17 protein-coding genes and 1 riboswitch are annotated in these 19,854 nt (G+C 74.2%); of the genes, 9 read left to right on the forward strand and 8 right to left on the reverse strand.

Translation table 11 applies throughout. The features are described from left to right. Positions 1 to 315: 315 nt before the first annotated feature. Entirely contained in the window at positions 316 to 1,308 is a 993-nt protein-coding gene (locus ACGFSC_RS33405) for a LysM peptidoglycan-binding domain-containing M23 family metallopeptidase (RefSeq protein ID WP_359907807.1), read from the reverse strand. Positions 1,309 to 1,310: 2 nt separating this feature from the next. After that, positions 1,311 to 1,511, reverse strand: a riboswitch (cyclic di-AMP (ydaO/yuaA leader). Between the two features lie 291 nt (positions 1,512 to 1,802). Between ACGFSC_RS33405 and ACGFSC_RS33410 the strand changes: the two genes are divergently transcribed. Next, positions 1,803 to 3,344, forward strand: coding sequence for an MFS transporter (locus ACGFSC_RS33410; protein ID WP_359907810.1), 1,542 nt, complete (start codon positions 1,803 to 1,805; stop codon positions 3,342 to 3,344). 7 nt (positions 3,345 to 3,351) lie between these two features. On the opposite strand, the gene purB is transcribed toward ACGFSC_RS33410, so the two are convergent. Beyond that, positions 3,352 to 4,791 carry an adenylosuccinate lyase gene (purB, locus tag ACGFSC_RS33415; protein ID WP_359907812.1) on the reverse strand — a complete coding sequence of 480 codons (1,440 nt, stop codon included), beginning with the start codon at positions 4,789 to 4,791 and terminating at the stop codon, positions 3,352 to 3,354. Positions 4,792 to 4,900: 109 nt separating this feature from the next. Between purB and ACGFSC_RS33420 the strand changes: the two genes are divergently transcribed. Further along, positions 4,901 to 7,030 carry an ATP-binding domain-containing protein gene (locus ACGFSC_RS33420; RefSeq protein WP_359907815.1) on the forward strand — a complete coding sequence of 710 codons (2,130 nt, stop codon included), beginning with the start codon at positions 4,901 to 4,903 and terminating at the stop codon, positions 7,028 to 7,030. A 49-nt stretch (positions 7,031 to 7,079) separates the two neighbouring features. On the opposite strand, the gene ACGFSC_RS33425 is transcribed toward ACGFSC_RS33420, so the two are convergent. From ACGFSC_RS33425 to ACGFSC_RS33435, 3 genes are all read right to left on the reverse strand, one after another. Further along, positions 7,080 to 7,535: a MarR family transcriptional regulator gene (locus ACGFSC_RS33425; protein WP_359907818.1), complete on the reverse strand. Its 456-nt coding sequence runs from the start codon at positions 7,533 to 7,535 to the stop codon at positions 7,080 to 7,082. Positions 7,536 to 7,616: 81 nt separating this feature from the next. Continuing rightward, positions 7,617 to 8,033: a DUF3037 domain-containing protein gene (locus tag ACGFSC_RS33430; RefSeq protein WP_359907821.1), complete on the reverse strand. Its 417-nt coding sequence runs from the start codon at positions 8,031 to 8,033 to the stop codon at positions 7,617 to 7,619. Beyond that, positions 8,030 to 8,785: a HipA family kinase gene (locus ACGFSC_RS33435; RefSeq protein WP_359907824.1), complete on the reverse strand. Its 756-nt coding sequence runs from the start codon at positions 8,783 to 8,785 to the stop codon at positions 8,030 to 8,032. The genes ACGFSC_RS33430 and ACGFSC_RS33435 overlap by 4 nt, the downstream gene beginning before the upstream one ends. Positions 8,786 to 8,988: 203 nt before the next feature. Between ACGFSC_RS33435 and ACGFSC_RS33440 the strand changes: the two genes are divergently transcribed. Then, on the forward strand, positions 8,989 to 10,347 hold the full coding sequence (locus ACGFSC_RS33440) for an NAD(P)/FAD-dependent oxidoreductase (RefSeq protein ID WP_359907826.1): 1,359 nt from the start codon (positions 8,989 to 8,991) through the stop codon (positions 10,345 to 10,347). Between the two features lie 79 nt (positions 10,348 to 10,426). Here the strand turns inward: ACGFSC_RS33440 and ACGFSC_RS33445 are convergent, their stop codons facing one another. Next, complete coding sequence (locus ACGFSC_RS33445; protein WP_359907829.1) at positions 10,427 to 11,626, reverse strand: GDSL-type esterase/lipase family protein; 1,200 nt, start codon at positions 11,624 to 11,626, stop codon at positions 10,427 to 10,429. Between the two features lie 273 nt (positions 11,627 to 11,899). Next, a complete protein-coding gene (locus tag ACGFSC_RS33450; protein ID WP_359907831.1) occupies positions 11,900 to 13,237 on the reverse strand; it encodes an aminotransferase class I/II-fold pyridoxal phosphate-dependent enzyme in 1,338 nt (445 codons plus the stop codon). Between the two features lie 34 nt (positions 13,238 to 13,271). Between ACGFSC_RS33450 and ACGFSC_RS33455 the strand changes: the two genes are divergently transcribed. From ACGFSC_RS33455 to ACGFSC_RS33480, 6 genes are all read left to right on the forward strand, one after another. Continuing rightward, entirely contained in the window at positions 13,272 to 13,943 is a 672-nt protein-coding gene (locus ACGFSC_RS33455; protein WP_359907833.1) for a pyridoxamine 5'-phosphate oxidase family protein, read from the forward strand. A gap of 14 nt (positions 13,944 to 13,957) precedes the next feature. Beyond that, a complete protein-coding gene (locus ACGFSC_RS33460; protein ID WP_359907836.1) occupies positions 13,958 to 14,707 on the forward strand; it encodes an FMN-binding negative transcriptional regulator in 750 nt (249 codons plus the stop codon). Positions 14,708 to 14,824: 117 nt separating this feature from the next. Further along, the gene (locus tag ACGFSC_RS33465; RefSeq protein ID WP_359907839.1) at positions 14,825 to 16,237 is read left to right on the forward strand and encodes a sugar porter family MFS transporter; all 1,413 of its coding nucleotides are present in this window, start codon (positions 14,825 to 14,827) and stop codon (positions 16,235 to 16,237) included. 57 nt (positions 16,238 to 16,294) lie between these two features. Beyond that, the gene (locus ACGFSC_RS33470; protein ID WP_359907842.1) at positions 16,295 to 16,996 is read left to right on the forward strand and encodes an alpha/beta fold hydrolase; all 702 of its coding nucleotides are present in this window, start codon (positions 16,295 to 16,297) and stop codon (positions 16,994 to 16,996) included. 108 nt (positions 16,997 to 17,104) lie between these two features. Then, positions 17,105 to 18,373: an MFS transporter gene (locus tag ACGFSC_RS33475; protein ID WP_359907845.1), complete on the forward strand. Its 1,269-nt coding sequence runs from the start codon at positions 17,105 to 17,107 to the stop codon at positions 18,371 to 18,373. Between the two features lie 100 nt (positions 18,374 to 18,473). Then, positions 18,474 to 19,001: an HAD domain-containing protein gene (locus ACGFSC_RS33480; protein ID WP_359907848.1), complete on the forward strand. Its 528-nt coding sequence runs from the start codon at positions 18,474 to 18,476 to the stop codon at positions 18,999 to 19,001. Here the strand turns inward: ACGFSC_RS33480 and ACGFSC_RS33485 are convergent. Continuing rightward, positions 18,979 to 19,767: a CPBP family intramembrane glutamic endopeptidase gene (locus tag ACGFSC_RS33485; protein ID WP_359907851.1), complete on the reverse strand. Its 789-nt coding sequence runs from the start codon at positions 19,765 to 19,767 to the stop codon at positions 18,979 to 18,981. The genes ACGFSC_RS33480 and ACGFSC_RS33485 overlap by 23 nt on opposite strands. Positions 19,768 to 19,854: the final 87 nt, after the last annotated feature.

A 19,854-nucleotide genomic window follows, 5' to 3' on the forward strand; every position in this document is an offset into this window, starting at 1 on the left:
GCCGGAGCAGCCCCGCGATCGGGCCGACGGCCCTCCGGAGCAGTCGGGTTGACGCCGCGTTCGACCGGTCGAACGACGCTCCGGAACCCGCCGGACGGCCGGGGCACGACCGGACGGGCCCGGAAACGGCAGCGGCCGGCCCGGCCGTACGAGGAGGTCCTCGTGCGGCCGGGCCGGCCTGGGCGTGTCCCGCGCCCATGTCCGCCGTGCGGCGATCACCCGGTCGAGCGGTCACCCGACATGACCATCCCGGAGGATCGATTCGCCCCGCAGCAGCGGTGGTTCCGAAAACCCTCGGGGCTCAGCGGCCCCGGGTCAGAGCGCGACGCCGTGCGCGCGCAGGTAGGCGACCGGGTTGATGTCCGAGCCGTACTCCGAGCCGTTGCGGATCTCGAAGTGCAGGTGCGGGCCGGTCACGTTGCCGGTGGCGCCGGAGAGGCCGATCTGCTGGCCGGCGGTGACGGCCTGACCGATCCTCACGCCGATCGAGGAGAGGTGCGCGTACTCGGCGTAGTGGCCGTCGGCGAGCTTGATCTCGACCTCGTTGCCGTAGGCGCCGCCGTTGCCGGCCTTGACCACGACGCCGTTGGCGACGGCGCGCAGCGGGGTGCCGGTGGAGGCGACGAAGTCCTGGCCGGTGTGGTGGCCGGAGGCCCACATCGAGCCGGCCACGCCGTAGGCGGTGCCGAGCCTCGGGTTGGCCAGCGGGGCGACGAAGCCGGAGGTGGCGGCGGCGACCGGAGTGGCGGTCACGACCGCAGCCGGAGCGGCGACCTGCAGCTGGGTCTGGAGCTGGGCGGACGGCTTGGCGGCCTCGGTCTTCACCTGGACCTGGGCCTGCGGCTTGGCGGCCTGGGTCGCCTGGGCGGCCGGCTGGGCGGGCTTCGCCGGGGCGGCCGGCTTGGCCGGGGCGGCGTCGGCGGCCGGCGCGGCGGCGTGGCCCGACAGCGCGAGCTGCTGGCCCGGGAAGATCAGGTTCGGGTCGGCACCGACGACCGAGCGGTTCTGCTCGTACAGCGCGCGCCAGCCGCCCTCGACGTTCTTGGCGTCGGCGATCTTGGACAGGGTGTCTCCGCTGACGACGCGGTAGCTCTCCTGCGCGGCCGGGGTGGCCGGGGCAGCGGCCGGCGCGGCCGGCTTGGCGTCCGTGGAGGCGGCGGCCTGCGCGGCCGGGGCGGCCGGAACAGTGTGGGCCTGGGCGCTCACCGCGGTGACGAGCGGGAGGGCGAAGGAGACACCGGTGACGGCGGTCGCGATGCCGATTCGGGCGGCGCGGGGCAGGGCGATACGACGAGCCTGAGCAGGCATGGAATTTTCCTCTCCGACGCCTGCGAGGTGAGCTGTCGGGTTCGGGCTGGAGTTGCCCGGCCGCATGCGCGGCTTCACCCCTAGCCGGTCCTGGACGCCCGCGCCCTGAGGCGCGAACTCCGGTCCGGCGACTTACCTGTGGGTCCCCCGCTCCTGCCGTACAGAGTTCGTTTCGAACCACCGGGCAGCGGCAGGACTCGGCGTTCCACCCGGTGGATCCGTCCGGACTGGCCGGGCGGTCGCTGAACTAAAACCCATCCGTTCGGGTGAAGCAATGTCGATCTCTTGAAAGGGCAACCATCTCCCCCGTTCCGGTGACCCTCCGCAGACCGGACCCCACGGTGCGTACACAACCCATTCACCCCCCGCCACTGATCCACGACCCTGCGCCGAGATCGGCGACGGAACGCAGCCACCCGTTCACGCACCGCCGACCGTCAACACACCCACCGGTGACCCTTGTCACGTGCGCCCCGGCAGCGCAGGATTCGCCCGTGGCCACCTCCGAGGCCGGCACCCTGCGCCTGGGCACCGCGCAGGGTCGCTGGGTACTACTGGCGACCGTGCTCGGCTCCAGCATGGCGATGCTCGACGGCACCGTCGTGAACGTCGCCCTGCCCCGGATCGGCGCCGACCTCGGCGCCTCCCTGGCGTCCCTGCAATGGACTCTGAACGCCTATCTGCTCACCCTGGCGGGCCTGATCCTGCTCGGCGGCGCGCTCGGCGACCGGTACGGGCGGCGCAAGGTCTTCCTGATCGGCGTGGTCTGGTTCGCCATCGCCTCCGCGGCCTGCGCCGCGGCGCCGAACATCCACGTGCTGATCGCCGCCCGCGCCGTCCAGGGCATCGGCGGGGCGCTGCTCACCCCCGGCTCGCTCGCCATGCTCCAGGCCGTCTTCCACCCCGACGACCGCTCGGCCGCGGTCGGGCTCTGGTCCGGCCTCGGCGGGGTGTCCGCCGCGATCGGCCCCTTCCTCGGCGGCTGGCTGGTGGACGGCCCCGGCTGGCGCTGGATCTTCCTGCTGAACCTGCCGCTCGCCGCCGCCGTGATCGCGGTGACCACCCGGTCGGTGCCGGAGACCCGGGACGAGGCCGCCACCGGCCGCTTCGACGTGCTCGGCGCCGTGCTCGCCGCCCTCGCGCTCGGCGCGATCACCTACGCGCTGACTGCGGCCGGCGAGGGCCTGTCCCCGGCGGTCTGGGTCAGCGGGGTGATCGGGGTGGCGCTCGGCGTCGCCTTCGTGGCCGTCGAGCGCCGCGCCCCCGAACCGATGCTGCCGCTCGGGCTGTTCTCCTCCCGGCTGTTCACCGCGGTGAACCTGGTCACCCTGTGCGTGTACGCGGCGTTCAGCGGGGTCTTCTTCCTGCTGGTGGTGCAGCTCCAGATCGTGTCCGGGTTCTCGCCGCTGGTGTCGGGCTTCGCCCTGGTGCCGATCACCGTGCTGATGCTGGCGCTGTCCGCGCGCGCCGGGCGCCTCGGCAAACGGATCGGCCCGCGCGTCCCGCTGACCGTCGGCCCCCTGCTGTGCGCCGCCGGGGTGCTGCTGATGCTGCGCATCGGCCCCGGCTCCTCGTACTGGGTGGACGTGCTGCCCGCCGTCACGGTGCTGGGCTGCGGGATGACGCTGCTGGTCGCGCCGCTGACGGCGACCGTGCTGGCCGCCGTCGAGGTCCGGCACGCCGGCATCGCCAGCGGGGTCAACAACGCCGCCGCCCGCGCGGCCGGCCTGCTCGCGGTGGCCGCCCTGCCGGCGCTGGCCGGGCTGAGCGGCGACGCCTACCGGGTGCCCTCCGCGGTCGACTCCGCCTTCCACACCGCGATGCTGATCTGCGCGGGCCTCCTGGTGGCCGGCGGGCTGATCGCGGCCGCGACCGTACGGGGCAATGTGCTCGCCCCCGAGGAGCAGCCGGTGGCCGAGCCGAACTGCGACTGGCCGTGCGGACCCACCGCCCCGCCGCTCGACCCCGGCCACGTCCCCACGACGAGCGAGGGCCCCGCCACCGGTCCGGCGGCAGGGCCCTCGACTCTGAACTGACCGAACGTCAGAGGATGTCGGCCGGCGCGTACTTGGCGGCCTCCGGGTAGGCGGCCGCGACGGCCTCCACCTGGCGGACGACCTCGGCGACCTGGGCACCGGCCGCGCCGGTGAAGGACAGCCGGTCGGCCAGCAGCGCGTCCAGCGCGGCCCGGTCCAGCGGGATCCGCTCGTCGGCGGCCAGCCGGTCCAGCAGCTCGTTCTCCCGGGCGCCCGCGCGCATCGCCAGCGCGGAGGCGACGGCGTGCTCCTTGATGACCTCGTGCCCGGTCTCCCGGCCGACGCCCGCGCGCACCGCGCCCATCAGCACCTTCGTGGTGGCGAGGAACGGCAGGTAGCGGTCCAGCTCGGCCTCGATCACGGCGGGGAAGGCGCCGAACTCGTCGAGGACGGTCAGGAAGGTCTCCAGCAGGCCGTCGAAGGCGAAGAACGCGTCCGGCAGCGCGACCCGGCGCACCACCGAGCAGGAGACGTCGCCCTCGTTCCACTGGTCGCCGGCCAGCTCGCCGGTCATCGAGGCGTAGCCGCGCAGGATGACGGCCAGGCCGTTGACGCGCTCGCAGGAGCGGGTGTTCATCTTGTGGGGCATCGCGGAGGAGCCGACCTGGCCCTCCTTGAAGCCCTCCGTGACCAGCTCGTGGCCGGCCATCAGGCGGATGGTCTTGGCCAGGCTGGACGGCGCGGCGGCCAGCTGGACGAGGGCGGTGAGCACCTCGAAGTCCAGCGAGCGCGGGTAGACCTGGCCGACGCTGGTCAGCACGTTCTCGAAGCCGAGGTGCCCGGCGACCCGGCGCTCCAGCTCGGCCAGCTTGTCGGTGTCGCCGCCGAGCAGGTCCAGCATGTCCTGGGCGGTGCCGACCGGGCCCTTGATCCCGCGCAGCGGGTAGCGGGCGATCAGCTCCTCCAGGCGGCGGAAGGCGACCAGCAGCTCGTCGGTGATCGACGCGAACCGCTTGCCCAGGGTGGTGGCCTGCGCGGCCACGTTGTGCGAGCGGCCGGCCATGACCAGCTCGGAGTGCTGGGCGGACAGCTTGGCCAGACGCACCAGGACGGCCACCGTGCGGTCGCGCACGTGCTCCAGGGACTGGCGGATCTGGAGCTGCTCGACGTTCTCGGTCAGGTCCCGGGAGGTCATTCCCTTGTGGATCTGCTCGTGCCCGGCGAGGTCGCTGAACTCCTCGATCCGGGCCTTGACGTCGTGGCGGGTGACCCGCTCACGGGCGGCGATCGAGCCGAGGTCGACCTGGTCGATCACCCGCTCGTAGTCGGCGACGGCGGTGGCCGGCACCTCGACGCCGAGGTCCTGCTGGGCCTTCAGGACGGCGAGCCACAGGTGGCGCTCGAGGACCACCTTGTGCTCGGGGGACCACAGCTGGGCCAGGGTCGCCGAGGCGTACCGGGAGGCCAGGACATTGGGGATCTGGGGCTTCGCGCTCACGCTTCGCAAGAGTAACAGCCGAGGTCACGCCGAACGTCGGCGGCCGGGGTAGGCTGGGTCAATTGAGCGCCTTTCAGATGGCGCACCACAACCTTCTCACCGCAAGGATACCACACCGATGAGCGAACATCCAGTGGTCCCGGGAAACCCCGGCGACGCCCTCGCCGCGGCCCTGCGCACCGAGCAGGCCCGCCTCACCCGGCTCTACTCCCGGCTCGACACGGTGCGCGAACGGGCCCGCCGCACCGCCGACGGCGCCCACGACGGAGCCGCCCCCGGCGGCACCCACCAGGCCCGGCTGGAACGCGAGGTGCGCGCCCGCGAGGCCGCCCGCCACGCGGCCCGGCTGGACGCGGTCGAACGCGGCCTGTGCTTCGGCCGCCTCGACCAGCGCGACGGCACCGTCCACTACATCGGCCGCACCGGCCTGACCGACGACGCGTACGAACCGCTGCTGCTCGACTGGCGCACCCCGGCCGCCCGCCCCTTCTACACCGCGACCCCCGCCCGTCCGGGCCCGGTCGTGCGCCGCCGCCACCTGCACACCCGGGGACGCACCCTCACCGGGCTGGACGACGAGGCGCTCGACCTCGCCGGGCTGGACGAGTCCGGCCGGCGCGGCCTGGTCGGCGAGGCCGCACTGCTCGCCGCCCTCGGCCGCGAGCGCACCGGCCGGATGGGCACCGCCGTCGCCACCATCCAGGCCGAGCAGGACCGGGTGATCCGCTCCCCGCTGCCCGGCGCCCTGGTGGTCCAGGGCGGCCCCGGCACCGGCAAGACGCTGGCCGCCCTGCACCGCGCCGCCTACCTGCTGTTCACCCACCGCGCCGCACTGGAGCGCCGGGGCGTGCTGGTGATCGGCCCCAACCCCGGCTTCCTGCGGTACATCGACCAGGTGCTGCCCGCCCTCGGCGAGACCGAGGTGGTGCTGCGCACCGTCGGCGAGCTCCTCCCCGGCGTCACCGCCACCCGCACCGACGCGCCGGCCGCCGCCCTGGCCAAGGGCGGCCCCTGGATGGCCGGGGTGCTCCGCCGCGCCCTGGCCGCCCACCAGACGGCCCCCGCCGACGGCCTGGACCTCGGCGACGGGCTGCGGGTCTCCGCCCGGACCTGCGCCGAGGCCCGGGACGCCGCCCGAGGCCTGCGGCTGCCGCACAACCGGGCCCGCGGCTTCTACCTGAGCACCCTGCTCGACGCCCTCGCCATCGCCCAGGCGCTCACCCTCGGCCGCCCGTACGACGACGAGGAGGCCCACTACGCCCCGCGCGAGCTGTGGGAACGGCCGGACGTCCGCGCCGCGCTCGACCCGCTCTGGCCCCGGCTCACCGCCCGGCAACTGATCGAACGACTGCTCACCGACCGGGAGTTGCTCACCGAGACGGCCCCCGACCAGGCATCCGCCCTGCTCCGCCCGCCCGGCTCGGACTGGACGGTCGAGGACGTCCCACTGCTCGACGAGGCCGCCGAACTCCTCGGCACGACACGGGAATCCGCCCCGACCGACGACGACCCGGACGAACTCGCCTTCGCCCAGGGCGTGCTGACCATCACCGGGCAGACCGACGACGCCCTGCTGGACTCCGCCGCCCTCGCCGAGCGCTTCCGTGACAACGGCCCGTACCGCTCCACCGCCGAACGCGCCGCCGCCGACCGCACCTGGGCGTACGGCCACGTCGTCGTGGACGAGGCGCAGGAGCTGTCCGCGATGGCCTGGCGCGCCGTCCTGCGGCGCGTCCCGACCAGCTCGCTCACCATCGTGGGAGACCTCGCCCAGACCGGATCGCCCGCCGGCGCCCGCGGTTGGGCCGACATGCTCGACCCGCACCTGCCCGGCCGCTGGCGCGAGGAACGGCTGACCGTCAACTACCGCACGCCGGAGCCCGTCATGGCCCTCGCCACCGCCGTGCTGCGCACCGCCCTGCCCGACCACCGGCCGCCCGAGTCCATCCGCCCGGGCGCCGAGCGGCCCCGCGCCGTCCCCGTCCCGGACGGCGACTTCGCCGCGGCGCTCACCCGGCTGCCCGGCGGCCCGGGCACCCTGGGCGTGATCGCCCCGGACACCCTGGCGGCCGAGCTGGACGCGCTCACCGTCGCGGACGCCAAGGGGCTGGAGTTCGACGCGGTGGTCGTCGTCGAGCCGGCCGGACTCGCCCCGCGCGACCTCTACGTCGCCCTGACCCGGACCACCCGCTCACTCACCCTGCTCCACCACCGGCCGCTGCCACCGGAACTCGCCGGGCTGCTCTGACCGGGACGGCGCGCGGGCGGCGCGGGCGGCGCGTTCTCTTCTGCGCGCGCTACTGCGCGCCGCCCGTACGGCCGGCCAGCACCGGCAGCACCTGGGCGCAGATGGAGTGCAGCGCGATCCGCTGCTCGTCGTCCATCGCCTCGAAGGCCTGGTGGGTCCGGGCCATCTCGCCGCGGATCCGGTTGAGGATCTCCCGGCCCTCGGCCGTGATCACCACGATCTTCACCCGGCGGTCACCGGCCGCCGCCTCCCGGTTGGCCAGACCCAGCGACTCCAGCCGGTCCACGATCCCGGTGACGTTCGACGCGTCACAGCCCAGCCGCCCGGCCAGCGCCCGCATCGGCACCGGCTCCTGCACCGCGCCCAGCGCCTTGGCCTGCGAGGAGGAGAGCCCGTGCCGGGCCGCGGCCGCCGCGAAGTCCTGGAAGTACGCGGCACCGACGGCGGCCAACGCCTCCATCAACTCGGCGTTGGTCGGTACGGTCGTCGTCGCTGTCGAACCCATGGGGCCAGCGTACGGCCAGGTGCTTCAGTATCTCAAGCTTTGACCAGGGCAACCGTCGACGAACCGCCCCGGCCCCCGGTGTCAGAGCACCAGCTGGTCGAACAACCGCCGCAGCTCCGCCTCCGGATCCGCGGTCAGCCCGGTGTGCACGGGCCCCGGCTGGACGATCGCACTGCGCGGCGCGGTCAGCCAGCGGAACCGCTGCCCGGGGCTGTCCCCCGCCGCCGGACCGGCCTGCGGCCCGCCGTGGCAGACCGCCTCGATCCCGTGCAGCGCCCGCCGCACGCCCTGGACGTCCGCCACCGGGTCCAGCGCCAGCAGCCGGGCCTGGTCCAGATGGGTACGGGCCGCCAGGTGCGAGCTCTGCCGGCAGTACAGCAGCACCCCGACGTTGACGCACTCGCCGCGCTCGACCCTCGGCACCGCGCGGATCACGGCGTACTCGTAGTCGTGCAGTTCGACGGTGGCCGGCAGCGCGGACAGCGCGGGCTCGGTCATGCGGGCACCTCCGGCAGCCAGTCGCGCGGACCGGCCAGTCGCTCGGTCAGCTGGGCACGGTACGCGGCGCGCACCTCGTCGGGCGAGTCGAAGCCGAACTCGTCCACCAGCCAGACCTCGGGGATCTGCGCCACCGCGCCCTCGATCGCCGCCTCGGCGAGCGGCGCGAGCGCCTTGTCGGCGGCCGCCAGGTCCGGCCGGGCCCGCAGCAGCGCGTGGTCGGAGGCGTCGTACGGACGGCGGACCCAGGAGGCGGCGCCCGGCCAGTTGTGGTGGAAGATCAGGCTCGCGCCGTGGTCGATCAGCCGCAGCCCACCGGTGGCCACCAACAGGTTGGGATTGCGCCAGGAGCGGTCGACGTTGCCGATCAGCGCGTCGAACCAGAGCACCTGCCCGGCGAGCTCCGGTTCCACCTCGAAGCAGAGCGGGTCGAAGTTGAGCGCGCCGCTGACGAAGGCCATCCCGAGGTTGGTCCCGCCACTGGCCCGCATCTGGTCCTGGACCTGGTGGTCCGGCTCGCTGCGCGCGAGCACCGGGTCCAGGTCGATCGTCACCAGCTCCGGCACCGGCAGCCCGAGCCGCCGACCGAGTTCCCCGGCCAGCACCTCCGCGACCAACGCCTTGCGGCCCTGCGCCGCACCGACCCATTTCAGCGCGTACAGCCGCCGATCGTCGGCCTCGACCAGGCCCGGCATCGAGCCGCCTTCTCGCAGTGGCGTCACGTACCGGATCGCCGTCACCTCGGGTAGCACGGCCGACAGCCTATCGGTGTCACCGCCCCACCCGCTCCGCCCCCGCCACCGCGCCGCCCCTCTCCCCCACCCACCCCGCTGCTCCCCCACCGCCGCACCGCCGCTCTCCCCCACCCCCACGGCCCCACCCCGGTGGCAGCCCCCGCTGCTCCGTGCGAGTGTGGCGGACAGTAATGGGGACCTTCACGGCAAAGGGATGAGCGATGGAACGACCTCGGATCCTGATCGTGGGCGGTGGCTTCGCCGGCCTGGAGTGCGCCCGCCGACTCGAACACAAGCTGTCACCGTCGGAGGCCGAGATCTCGCTGGTCACGCCGTTCAGCTACCAGCTCTACCTCCCCCTCCTCCCCCATGTCGCGGCCGGCGTCCTGACCCCGCAGTCCGTGGCCGTCTCCCTGCGCCGCTCGCTGCGCCGCACCCACATCGTCCCCGGCGGGGCCATCGGCGTGGACCCGGCCTCCAAGGTGTGCGTCGTCCGCAAGATCACCGACGAGGTGGTCGCGCAGAAGTACGACTACCTGGTGCTCTCCCCCGGCAGCGTCACCCGCACCTTCGACATCCCCGGCCTCACCGACTACGCCCGCGGCATGAAGACGCTCGCCGAGGCGGCCTACGTCCGCGACCACGTGATCGCCCAGCTCGACCTCGCCTCCGCCACCCTGGACCAGAAGGAGCGCGAGTCCCGGCTCCAGTTCGTGGTCGTCGGCGGCGGCTACGCGGGCACCGAGACGGCCGCCTGCCTCCAGCGCCTGACCACCGCCGCCGCCCACCGCTACCCGCGCCTGGACGCCCGGCAGATCAAGTGGCACCTGATCGACATCGCCCCGAAGCTGATGCCGGAGCTGGGCGATCCGCTCGGCGAGGCCGCCCTGGAGGTGCTGCGCGAGCGCGGCATCGAGGTGTCGCTGGGCGTCTCGGTGGCCGAGGTCGGCGCCGAGACCGTCAAGTTCACCGACGGCCGGGTGCTCCCCTGCCGCACCCTGATCTGGACCGCCGGCGTGGCCGCGAGCCCGCTGATCGGCACCCTGGACGCCGAGACGGTCCGCGGCCGGCTCGCCGTGACGGCGGAGATGCGGGTGCCGCAGTTCGAGGGCGTGTTCGCGATCGGCGACGCCGCCGCCGTCCCCGACCTCGCCAAGGGCGACGGCGCGGTCTGCCCGCCGACCGCCCAGCACTCCGCCCGCCAGGGCCGCGCGGTCGCGAACAACCTGATCGCCTCGCTCCACGGCCGCCCCCTGGAGCCGTACTACCACAAGGACTTGGGCCTGGTCGTCGACCTCGGCGGCAAGGACGCGGTCTCCAAGCCGCTCGGCGTGGAGCTGCGCGGGGTGCCCGCCCAGCTGGTGGCGCGCGGCTACCACCTGATGGCGATGCGGACCAACGCGGCCAAGTTCCGGGTGGGCGCCAACTGGCTGCTCAACGCGACCGCGGGCGACGACTTCGTCCGCACCGGCTTCCTCGCCCGCCAGCCCGCCCGCCTGCAGGACTTCGAGTACACCGACGCGTACTTGACGAAGGACCAGGTCCGCGCGCACGCCCAGTCGCTGCTCGCCAAGGGCTGAGCGACGGCCGTACGGCGCCCCCGCGGCCGAGGCTGCGGGGGCGCCGTGTCACGCGGTCGGCGCGCCGTCGGGCGCGCGGTCACCGAGCGGTGAGGTACATCCCGCCCGCGTCCTGCCCGGCCGTGTTGCGGCACGCGTAGTCACCGCTCGGACGCGCCCACAGCAGCGTCAGGCAGCGCCCGACCGCCTGCTGGCCGTAGTAGTTGGGGTGCATCGACTCCTGCAGCACGCCCTGCGTGGAGTTGAGCCCGCCGTCCAGGAAGCGCGCCCACTCGCTGGTGGTCGCGGACGGGCCGGTGCTCGCGGTCGGCTGCTTGGTGGCCGTCGAGCAGACCTCGCGGCCCTGCAGCATGTCCGACAGGTCCAGGAACTGCGCGCCCTTGGCAGCGGCGACGCCCGCCAGCGCCCGGGAGATCTGCGGCACCATGGAGTCGCGGGCCCAGTCGGCGTCCCCGTCCCAGAACGGGCAGCCGCCGGTGTTGGAGCGGGTCCAGCCGCTCTCCGGGTAGCGCATCTCGGCGCCGCGCGGGATCGGCGACGGGTAGGACTGCAGCACCAGGCGGTAGTCCGACTGCGCGTAGCCGGCGTCGGCCATCACCGCGCGGACCTCGTCGACCGCCTTGCCGACCCCGGCCATCGCGGCGGGCATCCTGTCGTCGATCTGGGACTGCGCGGAGTAGTGGCAGTAGGAGTACCAGACCAGGTAGTCCTTCACGCAGGTGGAGATGACGTCCGAGAAGCCCAGGTCGTTGCCGCCGATCGACAGGGTGATCAGCTTGACGTTGTTCTGCCGTGCCACGGTGGCGAGTTGGTCGGCCTGCGGGGCCTCGCCCTTGAGCGACTGGCCGCCGTTGGAGGCGCGGAAGACGTTCGCGCTGACGGCTCCGGAGCAGGCCAGGTCGATCTCGTTCTGGGCCCCGGTCGAGGCGCTGAGCACCTCGGAGACGTCCGAGCGGTCGCATCCGCTCGCGGCGGTGGCGCCGTAGACCCGCGAGGCGTCGTACGCGCTGCCGGTCCAGGCCCGGTCGGTGCCGTTGCGGCTGCCGCTGGTGCCGGCCGAGTTGCCCTTCCAGCGGCCGGCCTCGCCGGAGATGTAGCTGTCGCCGAGCGTGACGCTGGCGGTGGGCCCGGACGGCACGGCGGCCGGTGCGGCGGAGGCCGGCGAGGCGACGGCCAGGCCCGCGACGACGAGCGGGAGCGCGAGGGCTGCGGCCAGCAGCCGCCGGCCGGGACGACGGGTACTGCGGGTGCTGCGGGTGTTGCGGGTGTTGCGGGTCATGCTCGAACAGTTCTCGGGCACTGCGGAACTCCTGCGGCTCGATCCTCCCGAGGAATGGGGAACGGGAGGATGCCTGGGTGAGGGTGGGCCGCCGGCCGGTGGCGCGATGAAAGATGACATGCCCGCGCTCGCCACCGCTAGGCATCTGCGGGAGGTTTCCGCTTTTGTTACCGCCGGGTTCAGACCAGGCGGGCGGGCGACGACCGGATGCCGCCCGGGGTTCACACCCGCCACACCTGCCCCACCCGGCCCACGGCGCACCGGCCCACGGGCTCACACCAGCCGCGACCCGCCCCCGCCCGCCCCCAGCACCGCCGCCAGGTCCTCCGCCAGCTCCCGCGCCTGCGCCGCCTCCAGCCGCGCCGTGGTGAACCGCAGCCCGGGCGGCGACTGGATCCGGTACCGCGCGCCGGGCGCCGCGACCCAGCCGCGCTGCACCAGGGCCGCCAGCACCGAGGTCTCGTCCGGCACCGGCACCCAGACGTTCAGCCCGCTCCGCCCGTGCGCCGCGATCCCACGGGCCGCCAGCTCGCCCAGCAGCGCGTCGCGCCGGGCCCGGTACGCGGCGGCCACCCGGTCCGCCGGCGCGGCGTCGCCGCGCCACAGCTCCGCGACGGTGCGCTGCAGCAGGTGGCTGACCCAGCCGGCGCCCAGCCGCAGCCGGCCGGCCACCCGCCCGATCGTCTCCGCGTCGCCGACCGCCACCGAGACCCGCAGGTCCGGCCCGTACGCCTTGGCCGCCGAGCGCACCACCGCCCAGTTCCGGGTGCCGGGGCCGACCAGCGGGTGGTACGGCTGGTCGACCATGCCGTGCCCGTGGTCGTCCTCGATCAGCAGCACCCCGGGGTGCTCGGCCAGTACGGCCTTCAGCGCCTCGGCCCGCCGCGCGGTTAGCGCCGCCCCGGTCGGGTTCTGCGCCCGGCTGGTGACCACCACGGCCCGGACGCCCTCGGCCAGCGCGGCGGCCAGCGCCTCCGGCAGCGGGCCCTCGTCGTCCAGCCGGACGGGCACCTGCTTCAGGCCCAGCGCGGGCAGCAGGTCGAGCAGGCTGCCCCAGCCCGGGTCCTCGACGGCCACCGCGTCGCCGGGGCGCAGCCGGGCCTCGAGGATCCGTTCGATGGTGTCCAGCGAGCCGGAGGCGACGGCGATCGGGCCGCCGGGCAGGCCGTCGGCCTCGAAGGAGGCGCGGGCGAGCGCGAGCAGCTGCGGGTCGACGTCGGCGTGCCCGTACAGCACCGGGTCGGTGCGCGCGGACTCGGCGGCGGCCGCGAGGGCCGGGGCGAGGTCGGGCAGCAGGGCCGGGTCGGGGTTGCCGGTGGACAGGTCGCGGGCGTGCGGCGGGACGGGGATGCGGATCTGGTCGCGCGGGGTGAGCGCGGGCCTGGGCAGGATGCGGCTGCCCTTGCGGCCGGCGGTCTCGATCACGCCGCGGTCGCGCAGCAGCCGGTAGGCGGCGGCGACGGTGTTGGGGTTGACCCCCAGTTCGGCGGCGAGGTCGCGCAGCGGGGGCAGGGCGGTTCCGGGGGCGAGTCGCCCGCTGCTCACGCCCTGCTCGATGTGGGCCGCGATTTCGCTGGCGCGTCGACCCTTCAGCGGATAGTCTCCTAGCACAAAGCAAATTATGCACTAGTACATAGAGGATGTCATGTCAGCCACCCCGGAAGGGTCGCCCAGCTACTCCCGCACCGCCAGGACCACCCCCACCCGCTACCGGGACCGGGCCACCTGGGAGCAGGAGGCGATCCACGCCATCCTCGACAGTGCCTACATCTGCCACCTCGGCTTCGTGGTCGACGGCGCCCCCGTGGTGCTGCCGACGATCTTCGCCCGGGTCGGCGGCCGGCTCTACGTCCACGGCTCCACCGGCAGCCGCCCGATGCGCAACGCCTCCGGCGAGCAGGGCATGCCGGTCTGCGTCACCGTCACCCAGGTCGACGCGCTGGTGCTGACCAAGTCCGCGTTCAACCACTCCGTGAACTTCCGCTCGGTGGTCGCCCACGGCACCGCGCACCAGGTCACCGACCCCGAGGAGCTGGACGTCGCGCTCGCCGCCCTGGTCGACCACGCGATACCGGGGCGCTCCGCCGAGGTCCGTCCGGCCAACGCCAAGGAGCTCGCCGCCACCGCCGTCCTCCGGCTGGAGCTGGACGAGGTCTCGGCCAAGACCCGCGAGGACGGCGCCGACGACGACCCGGAGGACGTCGACCTGCCGTACTGGTCCGGCCTGATCCCGGTCACCGCGGTGCACGGCACCCCCGAGCCGCACCCCGGCACCACCGTCCCGCTCCCCGCGCACCTGCGCGGCTACCCCCGCTGACGGGAGGCGCACCCGTGCTGATCAGATCCTGGGACCGCGGCGACGAGGCCGAGTGGCGGGCCTGGCTCGCCGAGGGCCGCGACTTCGGCCTGCTCGCCGCCAACGGCGGCCCCGGCGAGGGCCCGGTGCTGGTCCCGACCCACTTCCTGCTGGACGTCGAACACGGCGAGATCCTGCTCCACCTCGCCGCGCCCAACCCGCTGCTGGCCGCCGTCCGGGCCGACCCGAAGGTCACCCTCGCGGTCACCGACGGCTACGCCTTCGCGCCGGGCCACTGGCGCGGCGCACCGGGCACACCCACCAGCTACTACGCCTCCGTCCACTTCCACTGCACCGCCGAGGTGGTGGAGTCCGCGGCCGGCAAGGCGGAGATCCTCAACCGCCAGCTGGCGCACTTCCAGCCGGAGACGCCGGAGGTCCGGGTGGTGCCCGGCGAGGGCGAGTTGGCCCGGCAGCTGCCCGGGCTGCGCGCGCTCCGGCTGACCGTCGACGAGGTGCGGGCCAAGTTCAAGTACGACGACAAGAAGCCGGCCGAGGCACAGTACGCGATCGCCGACCGGCTCGCCGAGCGCGCCGACGGCCCGGGGCGCGGCCGGGACCAGTACGCCGCCGCCCGCGCCCAGTTGCTCCGCCGTCACCGGCGGCGCACCGACGGGCCGCGCACCGCACCGCAGGGCCCCGCCGGCCCCCCGGACAACGCCCCGCGCTCCGACCTCCCGCGCACCACCGGACGGCGCACCGACGGGCCGCACGCCACCGGCTGACCCCGGATCACCCGGTCGGCCGCCAACTCGGGCAGGTCGGCCGCCGCGCTGCTCGAATGTGAGACGAGCCCTGCCCACTCGGCGTCGGAGCGGGCCCGTCGACCCCCGGGAGCGCGCGTGTCCTCAGTCAACAGCCAACGGGCGGCCGGTGAGGCCCACCTCGGCCACGTGGTGTTCATCTCGGCGGCCGCCGCCATGGGCGGCTTCCTGTTCGGCTACGACAGCGCGGTGATCAACGGTGCCGTGACGGGCATCCAGAAGCACTTCGCGGTGGGCCACGGCACCACCGCCTTCGTGGTGGCCATCGCCCTGCTCGGCTCGGCCGTGGGGGCGGTGCTCGCCGGCCGGCTCGCCGACCACCTCGGCCGGGTCCGCACGATGCTGCTGGCCGCCGCGCTGTTCGCGGCCAGCGGCATCGGCTCGATGTTCCCGCCGAACATCGAGACCCTCGCCGCCTGGCGCGTGGTCGGCGGCATCGCGATCGGCATCGCCTCGGTGATCGCCCCCACCTACATCGCCGAGGTCGCCCCGACCGCCTACCGCGGCCGGCTCGCCTCCTTCCAGCAGATGGCGATCGTGCTCGGCATCACCGTCTCCCAGCTCGCCAACTGGGCGCTCAACCAGGCCGCCGGCGGCGAGTCCACCAACCACCTCGGCGGCATCCAGGCCTGGCAGTGGATGCTCGGTGTCGAGGCCATCCCGGCCCTGGTGTACGGGCTGATGGCGCTCGCCATCCCGGAGTCGCCGCGCTTCCTGATCGCCGACCACCGCGAGGAGCAGGCCCGCAAGGTGCTGGCGGAGGTCGAGGGCGAGGGCGTGGACCTGGACGCCCGGGTGGCGGAGATCCGCGCGGTGCTGGAGTCCGCCCACAAGCCCCGGCTCAAGGACCTGCTCGGCGGCCGCTTCGGCCTGCTGCCGATCGTCTGGGTCGGCATCGGCGCCTCGGTGTTCCAGCAGTTCGTCGGCATCAACGTGATCTTCTACTACTCGTCGTTCCTGTGGCAGTCGGTCGGCATCAACGAGTCCAACTCGCTGCTGATCAGCCTCTCCACCTCGATCATCAACGTGATCGGCACGGTGATCGCGATGGCCCTGGTGGACCGGATCGGCCGCAAGCCGCTCGCCCTGGCCGGCTCGATCGGCATGGCGGCCGCGCTGGGCACCGCCGCCTGGGCGTTCTCCTACCGGGAGGGCACCGGCAGCACCGCCACCCTGGACAACACCCACGCCACCGTCGCCCTGATCGCGGCGCACGTCTTCGTGCTCTGCTTCGCCTTCTCCTGGGGCGTGGTGGTCTGGGTCCTGCTCGGCGAGATGTTCCCCAACCGGATCCGCGCGCTGGCGCTGTCCGTCGCCGCCTCGGCGCAGTGGATCGCCAACTGGGCGATCACCGTCAGCTTCCCGGACCTCGCCGACTGGAACCTCTCGGCGACGTACGTCATCTACGCGGCCTTCGCCCTGCTCTCCGTCCCGTTCGTGGTCTTCTGCATCAAGGAGACCAAGGGCCGTGCCCTGGAGGAGATGGGCTGACCCGGCCCGCCCCGCCGAACACCCGCCGCACGCGGCCCGACCCACCGAGAGGAAGCCATGCCTGACGAGGGCGGCTCCCGGCAGAACGTCACCTTCCCGAGCAACGGCCGCACCGCGCACGGCTACCTGGCCCGCCCGCCTCAGGGGGTCGGGCCGGGCCTGGTGGTGGTGCAGGAATGGTGGGGGCTCACCTCGCACATCGCCGACATGGCCGACCGCTTCGCCGCCGAGGGGTTCACCGTCCTGGCCCCCGACCTGTTCGGCGGCGCCACCACCCACGACGGCGCCGAGGCCGCCCGGTTCAAGCGCGAGCTCCCGGTCGACCGGGCGGTGGAGGACCTGGCCGGGGCCGTCGACCACCTGCTCGCCCTGGACGGCGTGGTCGGCGACGCGGTCGGCGTGGTCGGCTTCTGCATGGGCGGCGGCTTCGCCCTGCTGCTGGCCGCCCGGGCCGGCGACAAGGTGGCCGCCGTGGTCCCGTTCTACGGCCTGCCGCCCGATCCGGACTTCGACTACCGCGGACTGACCGCCCATGTGCTCGGCCACTTCGGCGAGTTGGACGGCTCGATCCCGATGGCCGCCGTGGACGAGGCGGCGATCCGGATCGGCGAGGCCACCGACGTCCGCCCGGAGATCCACTTCTACCCGGCCGGGCACGCCTTCATGAACGACGAGAACCTGATCGGCACCCACGACCCGCTCCAGGCCCGGATCGCCTGGCGCCGGACCCTCACCTTCCTCTGGGGCCACCTCGGCTGAGGGGGGCGCCTCGGCCGATCGGGCCGTCTCGGCCGAAACCCCACGCTCCGGGCCTCCGGGCGGGTAAACCGGATGGACACCCGTACGGCCCCACGGCATAGTCTCCGGGTGCCGACCCCACTCCCGTCCCCGCGCCGCTTCGCCTGGGCGAGCCGCAACTTCCGCATCCAGACCGCCGCCACCGTGATCAGCGGCCTCGGCAACGCCGGCGCCCCCATCGCCACCGCCTTCGCCGTGCTCGGCACCGGCGGCACCACCACCGAGGTCGGCTACGTCACCGCCGCCCGGCTGGTGCCCACCGTGCTGCTCATGGTGGTCGGCGGCACCCTCGCCGACCGGCTGCCGCGCCACCTGATCATGGTCGCCGCCAATGTGTTCAGCGGGGTCTCCCAGGCCGTCCTGGCCGCCCTGGTGCTGACCGGGGAGGTCCGGCTCTGGCAGATGCTGGCGCTCTCCGCGGCCGGCGGGGCCGGCTACGCCCTCTACTCCCCCGCCTCCGGCGGCATGATCATGCAGGCCGTCCCGCAGGAGCACGCCGCCCGCGCCTTCGCGGTCTTCCGGATGGGCCTCAACGCCTCCCAGATCGGCGGCGCCGCCCTCGGCGGCGCCCTCACCGCCGCCGTCGGCCCCGGCTGGGTGCTCGCCCTGGACGCGCTGTGCTTCCTGGCCGCCGCCGCCCTCCGCTTCTTCCTGGAGCCGGAGCAGGGCCCCGCGTCCACCGGCACCAGCATGCTGCGCGATCTGCGCGAGGGCTGGCGGGAGTTCGCCTCCCGCCGCTGGCTCTGGGTGATCGTGCTCCAGTTCTCCGTGCTGGTCGCCTGCATCAACGCGGTGGAGTCGGTGTACGGGCCGACCGCCGCCAAGGAGCGGCTCGGCGGCGCGGGCGCCTGGGGCCTGGCGATGTCCGCCTACGGCGTCGGCCTGGTGGCCGCCGGCGTGTTGATGACCCGCTGGCGGCCCCGCCGGATCCTGCTGGTCGGCAACTGGGGGGTCTTCCTGTTCGGCGTGCCCGCCGTGGCCCTCGCCGCCGAGGTGCCGCTGCCGCTGCTGGTCGTCGCGATGTTCCTGTCCGGCGCCGGCGTCACCGTCTTCAGCGTCAACTGGATGGTCGCGCTCCAGCAGGAGATACCCGAGGAGATGTTCTCCCGGGTGTCCGCGTACGACGAGCTCGGCTCCTACTCGCTGGCCCCGGTCGGCACGGCGCTGGCCGGCCCCGCGGCCGTGGCGCTCGGCCTGTCCGGCGCGCTCTGGGCGTGCGCCGTCGCCTGTCTGGTGCTCAGCGCGGTCGTCCTGCTGGACCCGCAGGTCCGCCGGCTGAGCCGTCGGAGCACGTCGGACGCACCGGTGCCCGTCGGCGAGCCCGCGCCCACCCCGTGAGCGCCCCGTGCGCCCCGCGTGCGCCCGCCCGCGGGCAACCGGAGGTGTGCGAGGGTCGTCCGAACAGGCAGGAAACACCACCGCATCCGAGGGGCCACCGGTGCCGAAGCCACTGCTGTTCCTGGACGTCGACGGCGTCCTGAACCCGGTCTGCCCGCACCCGGACGCCGGGTTCGACGCCCACACCCTGTTCGGCTACACCGTCCTGCTGTCCGCCCGGCACGGCGCGTGGCTGCGCGAGCTCGCCGGAACGTACGACCTGGTCTGGGCCACCACCTGGGAGGAGCACGCCAACACCCACATCGCCCCCGCGATCGGCCTGGACCCGCTCCCCGTGGTCACCTTCACCGGCTACGTCCCGCAGCCCGGCGACCCGCGCGTCCCGCTGATGGAGCTGTTCTCCGCCGCCAAGTGGGCCCCGCTGCTGCGCTACGCCGACGGCCGGCCGTTCGCCTGGGTGGACGACGTCATCCCGCCGCGGCTGGTCCGCCGCTCCCAGTGGCGCCGGGACCGCCTGCTGCTGCCCGTCGACCCCGGCCAGGGCCTGGAACGCCGGCACGTCGACCGGCTGCTCGCCCGTCCGCCGCGCGGCCAGGCGCTCTCGCTCAAGGGGTCGGAAGCCAGCTGACGTGCCCGGCCAGCAGGGCGTACCCGACGAAGGCCACGGTGTCGATCAGCGCGTGCGCCGCCACCAGCGGCATCACCCGCCCCCAGCGCCGGTACAGCAGGCAGAACACCACGCCCATCACCATGTTGCCGATCAGCCCGCCGACCCCCTGGTACAGGTGGTACGAGCCGCGCAGCACCGAACTCGCCACCACCGCGGCGGGCCACGACCACCCCAACTGCCCCACCCGGCGCAGCAGGTAGCCGAGGACGACGACCTCCTCCAGGACGGCGTTCTGCCAGGCCGACAGCACCAGCACCGGTACCCGCCACCACACGTCCGGCAGCCCGGACGGCGCCACCGTGAGGTTGTACCCGGCCGCCTGCGAGGCCAGGTAGAGCGCCAGCCCCGACCCGCCGATCGCGGCCGCGACGGCGGCGCCCCGCCCCAGGTCGCGCAGCTTCTGCCCGAGGTCGAAGCCCAGCACCCGCAGCGTGACGCCCTCGCGCACCAGCAGGTAGCCGACCAGCACCACCGGCATCAGCCCGCGCCCGATGTAGTACAGCTGCCAGACCAGGTCCAGCCAGGGCCGCCCGGGCGCCCGCGAGCCGTTCAGCGTGGCGACCTGCTGGCCGAGCTTGAGCGGTTCGGTGAGCGAGCCGGTGAAGCTGATCAGCGCGCTGATCCCGCTGGCCCCGAGGGAGAGGCCGAGGACGATCAGCAGTTCCGCGCCGAACAGCCGACGGGTGGGCTTCGCGGTCTCCGGCGCGGTCGGGACGGTGGTCACGGGGGCTCCAGCGGAGGGGCGGTCGCTCCGGCCGTCGGCCGACCGCCGGAGCGATCATCCTGACACAACCGCCGGGACGCCCCGGCG

Source organism: Kitasatospora sp. NPDC048715, assembly GCF_043198905.1.
GTDB classification, from domain to species: Bacteria; Actinomycetota; Actinomycetes; order Streptomycetales; family Streptomycetaceae; genus Kitasatospora; species Kitasatospora lactacystinica.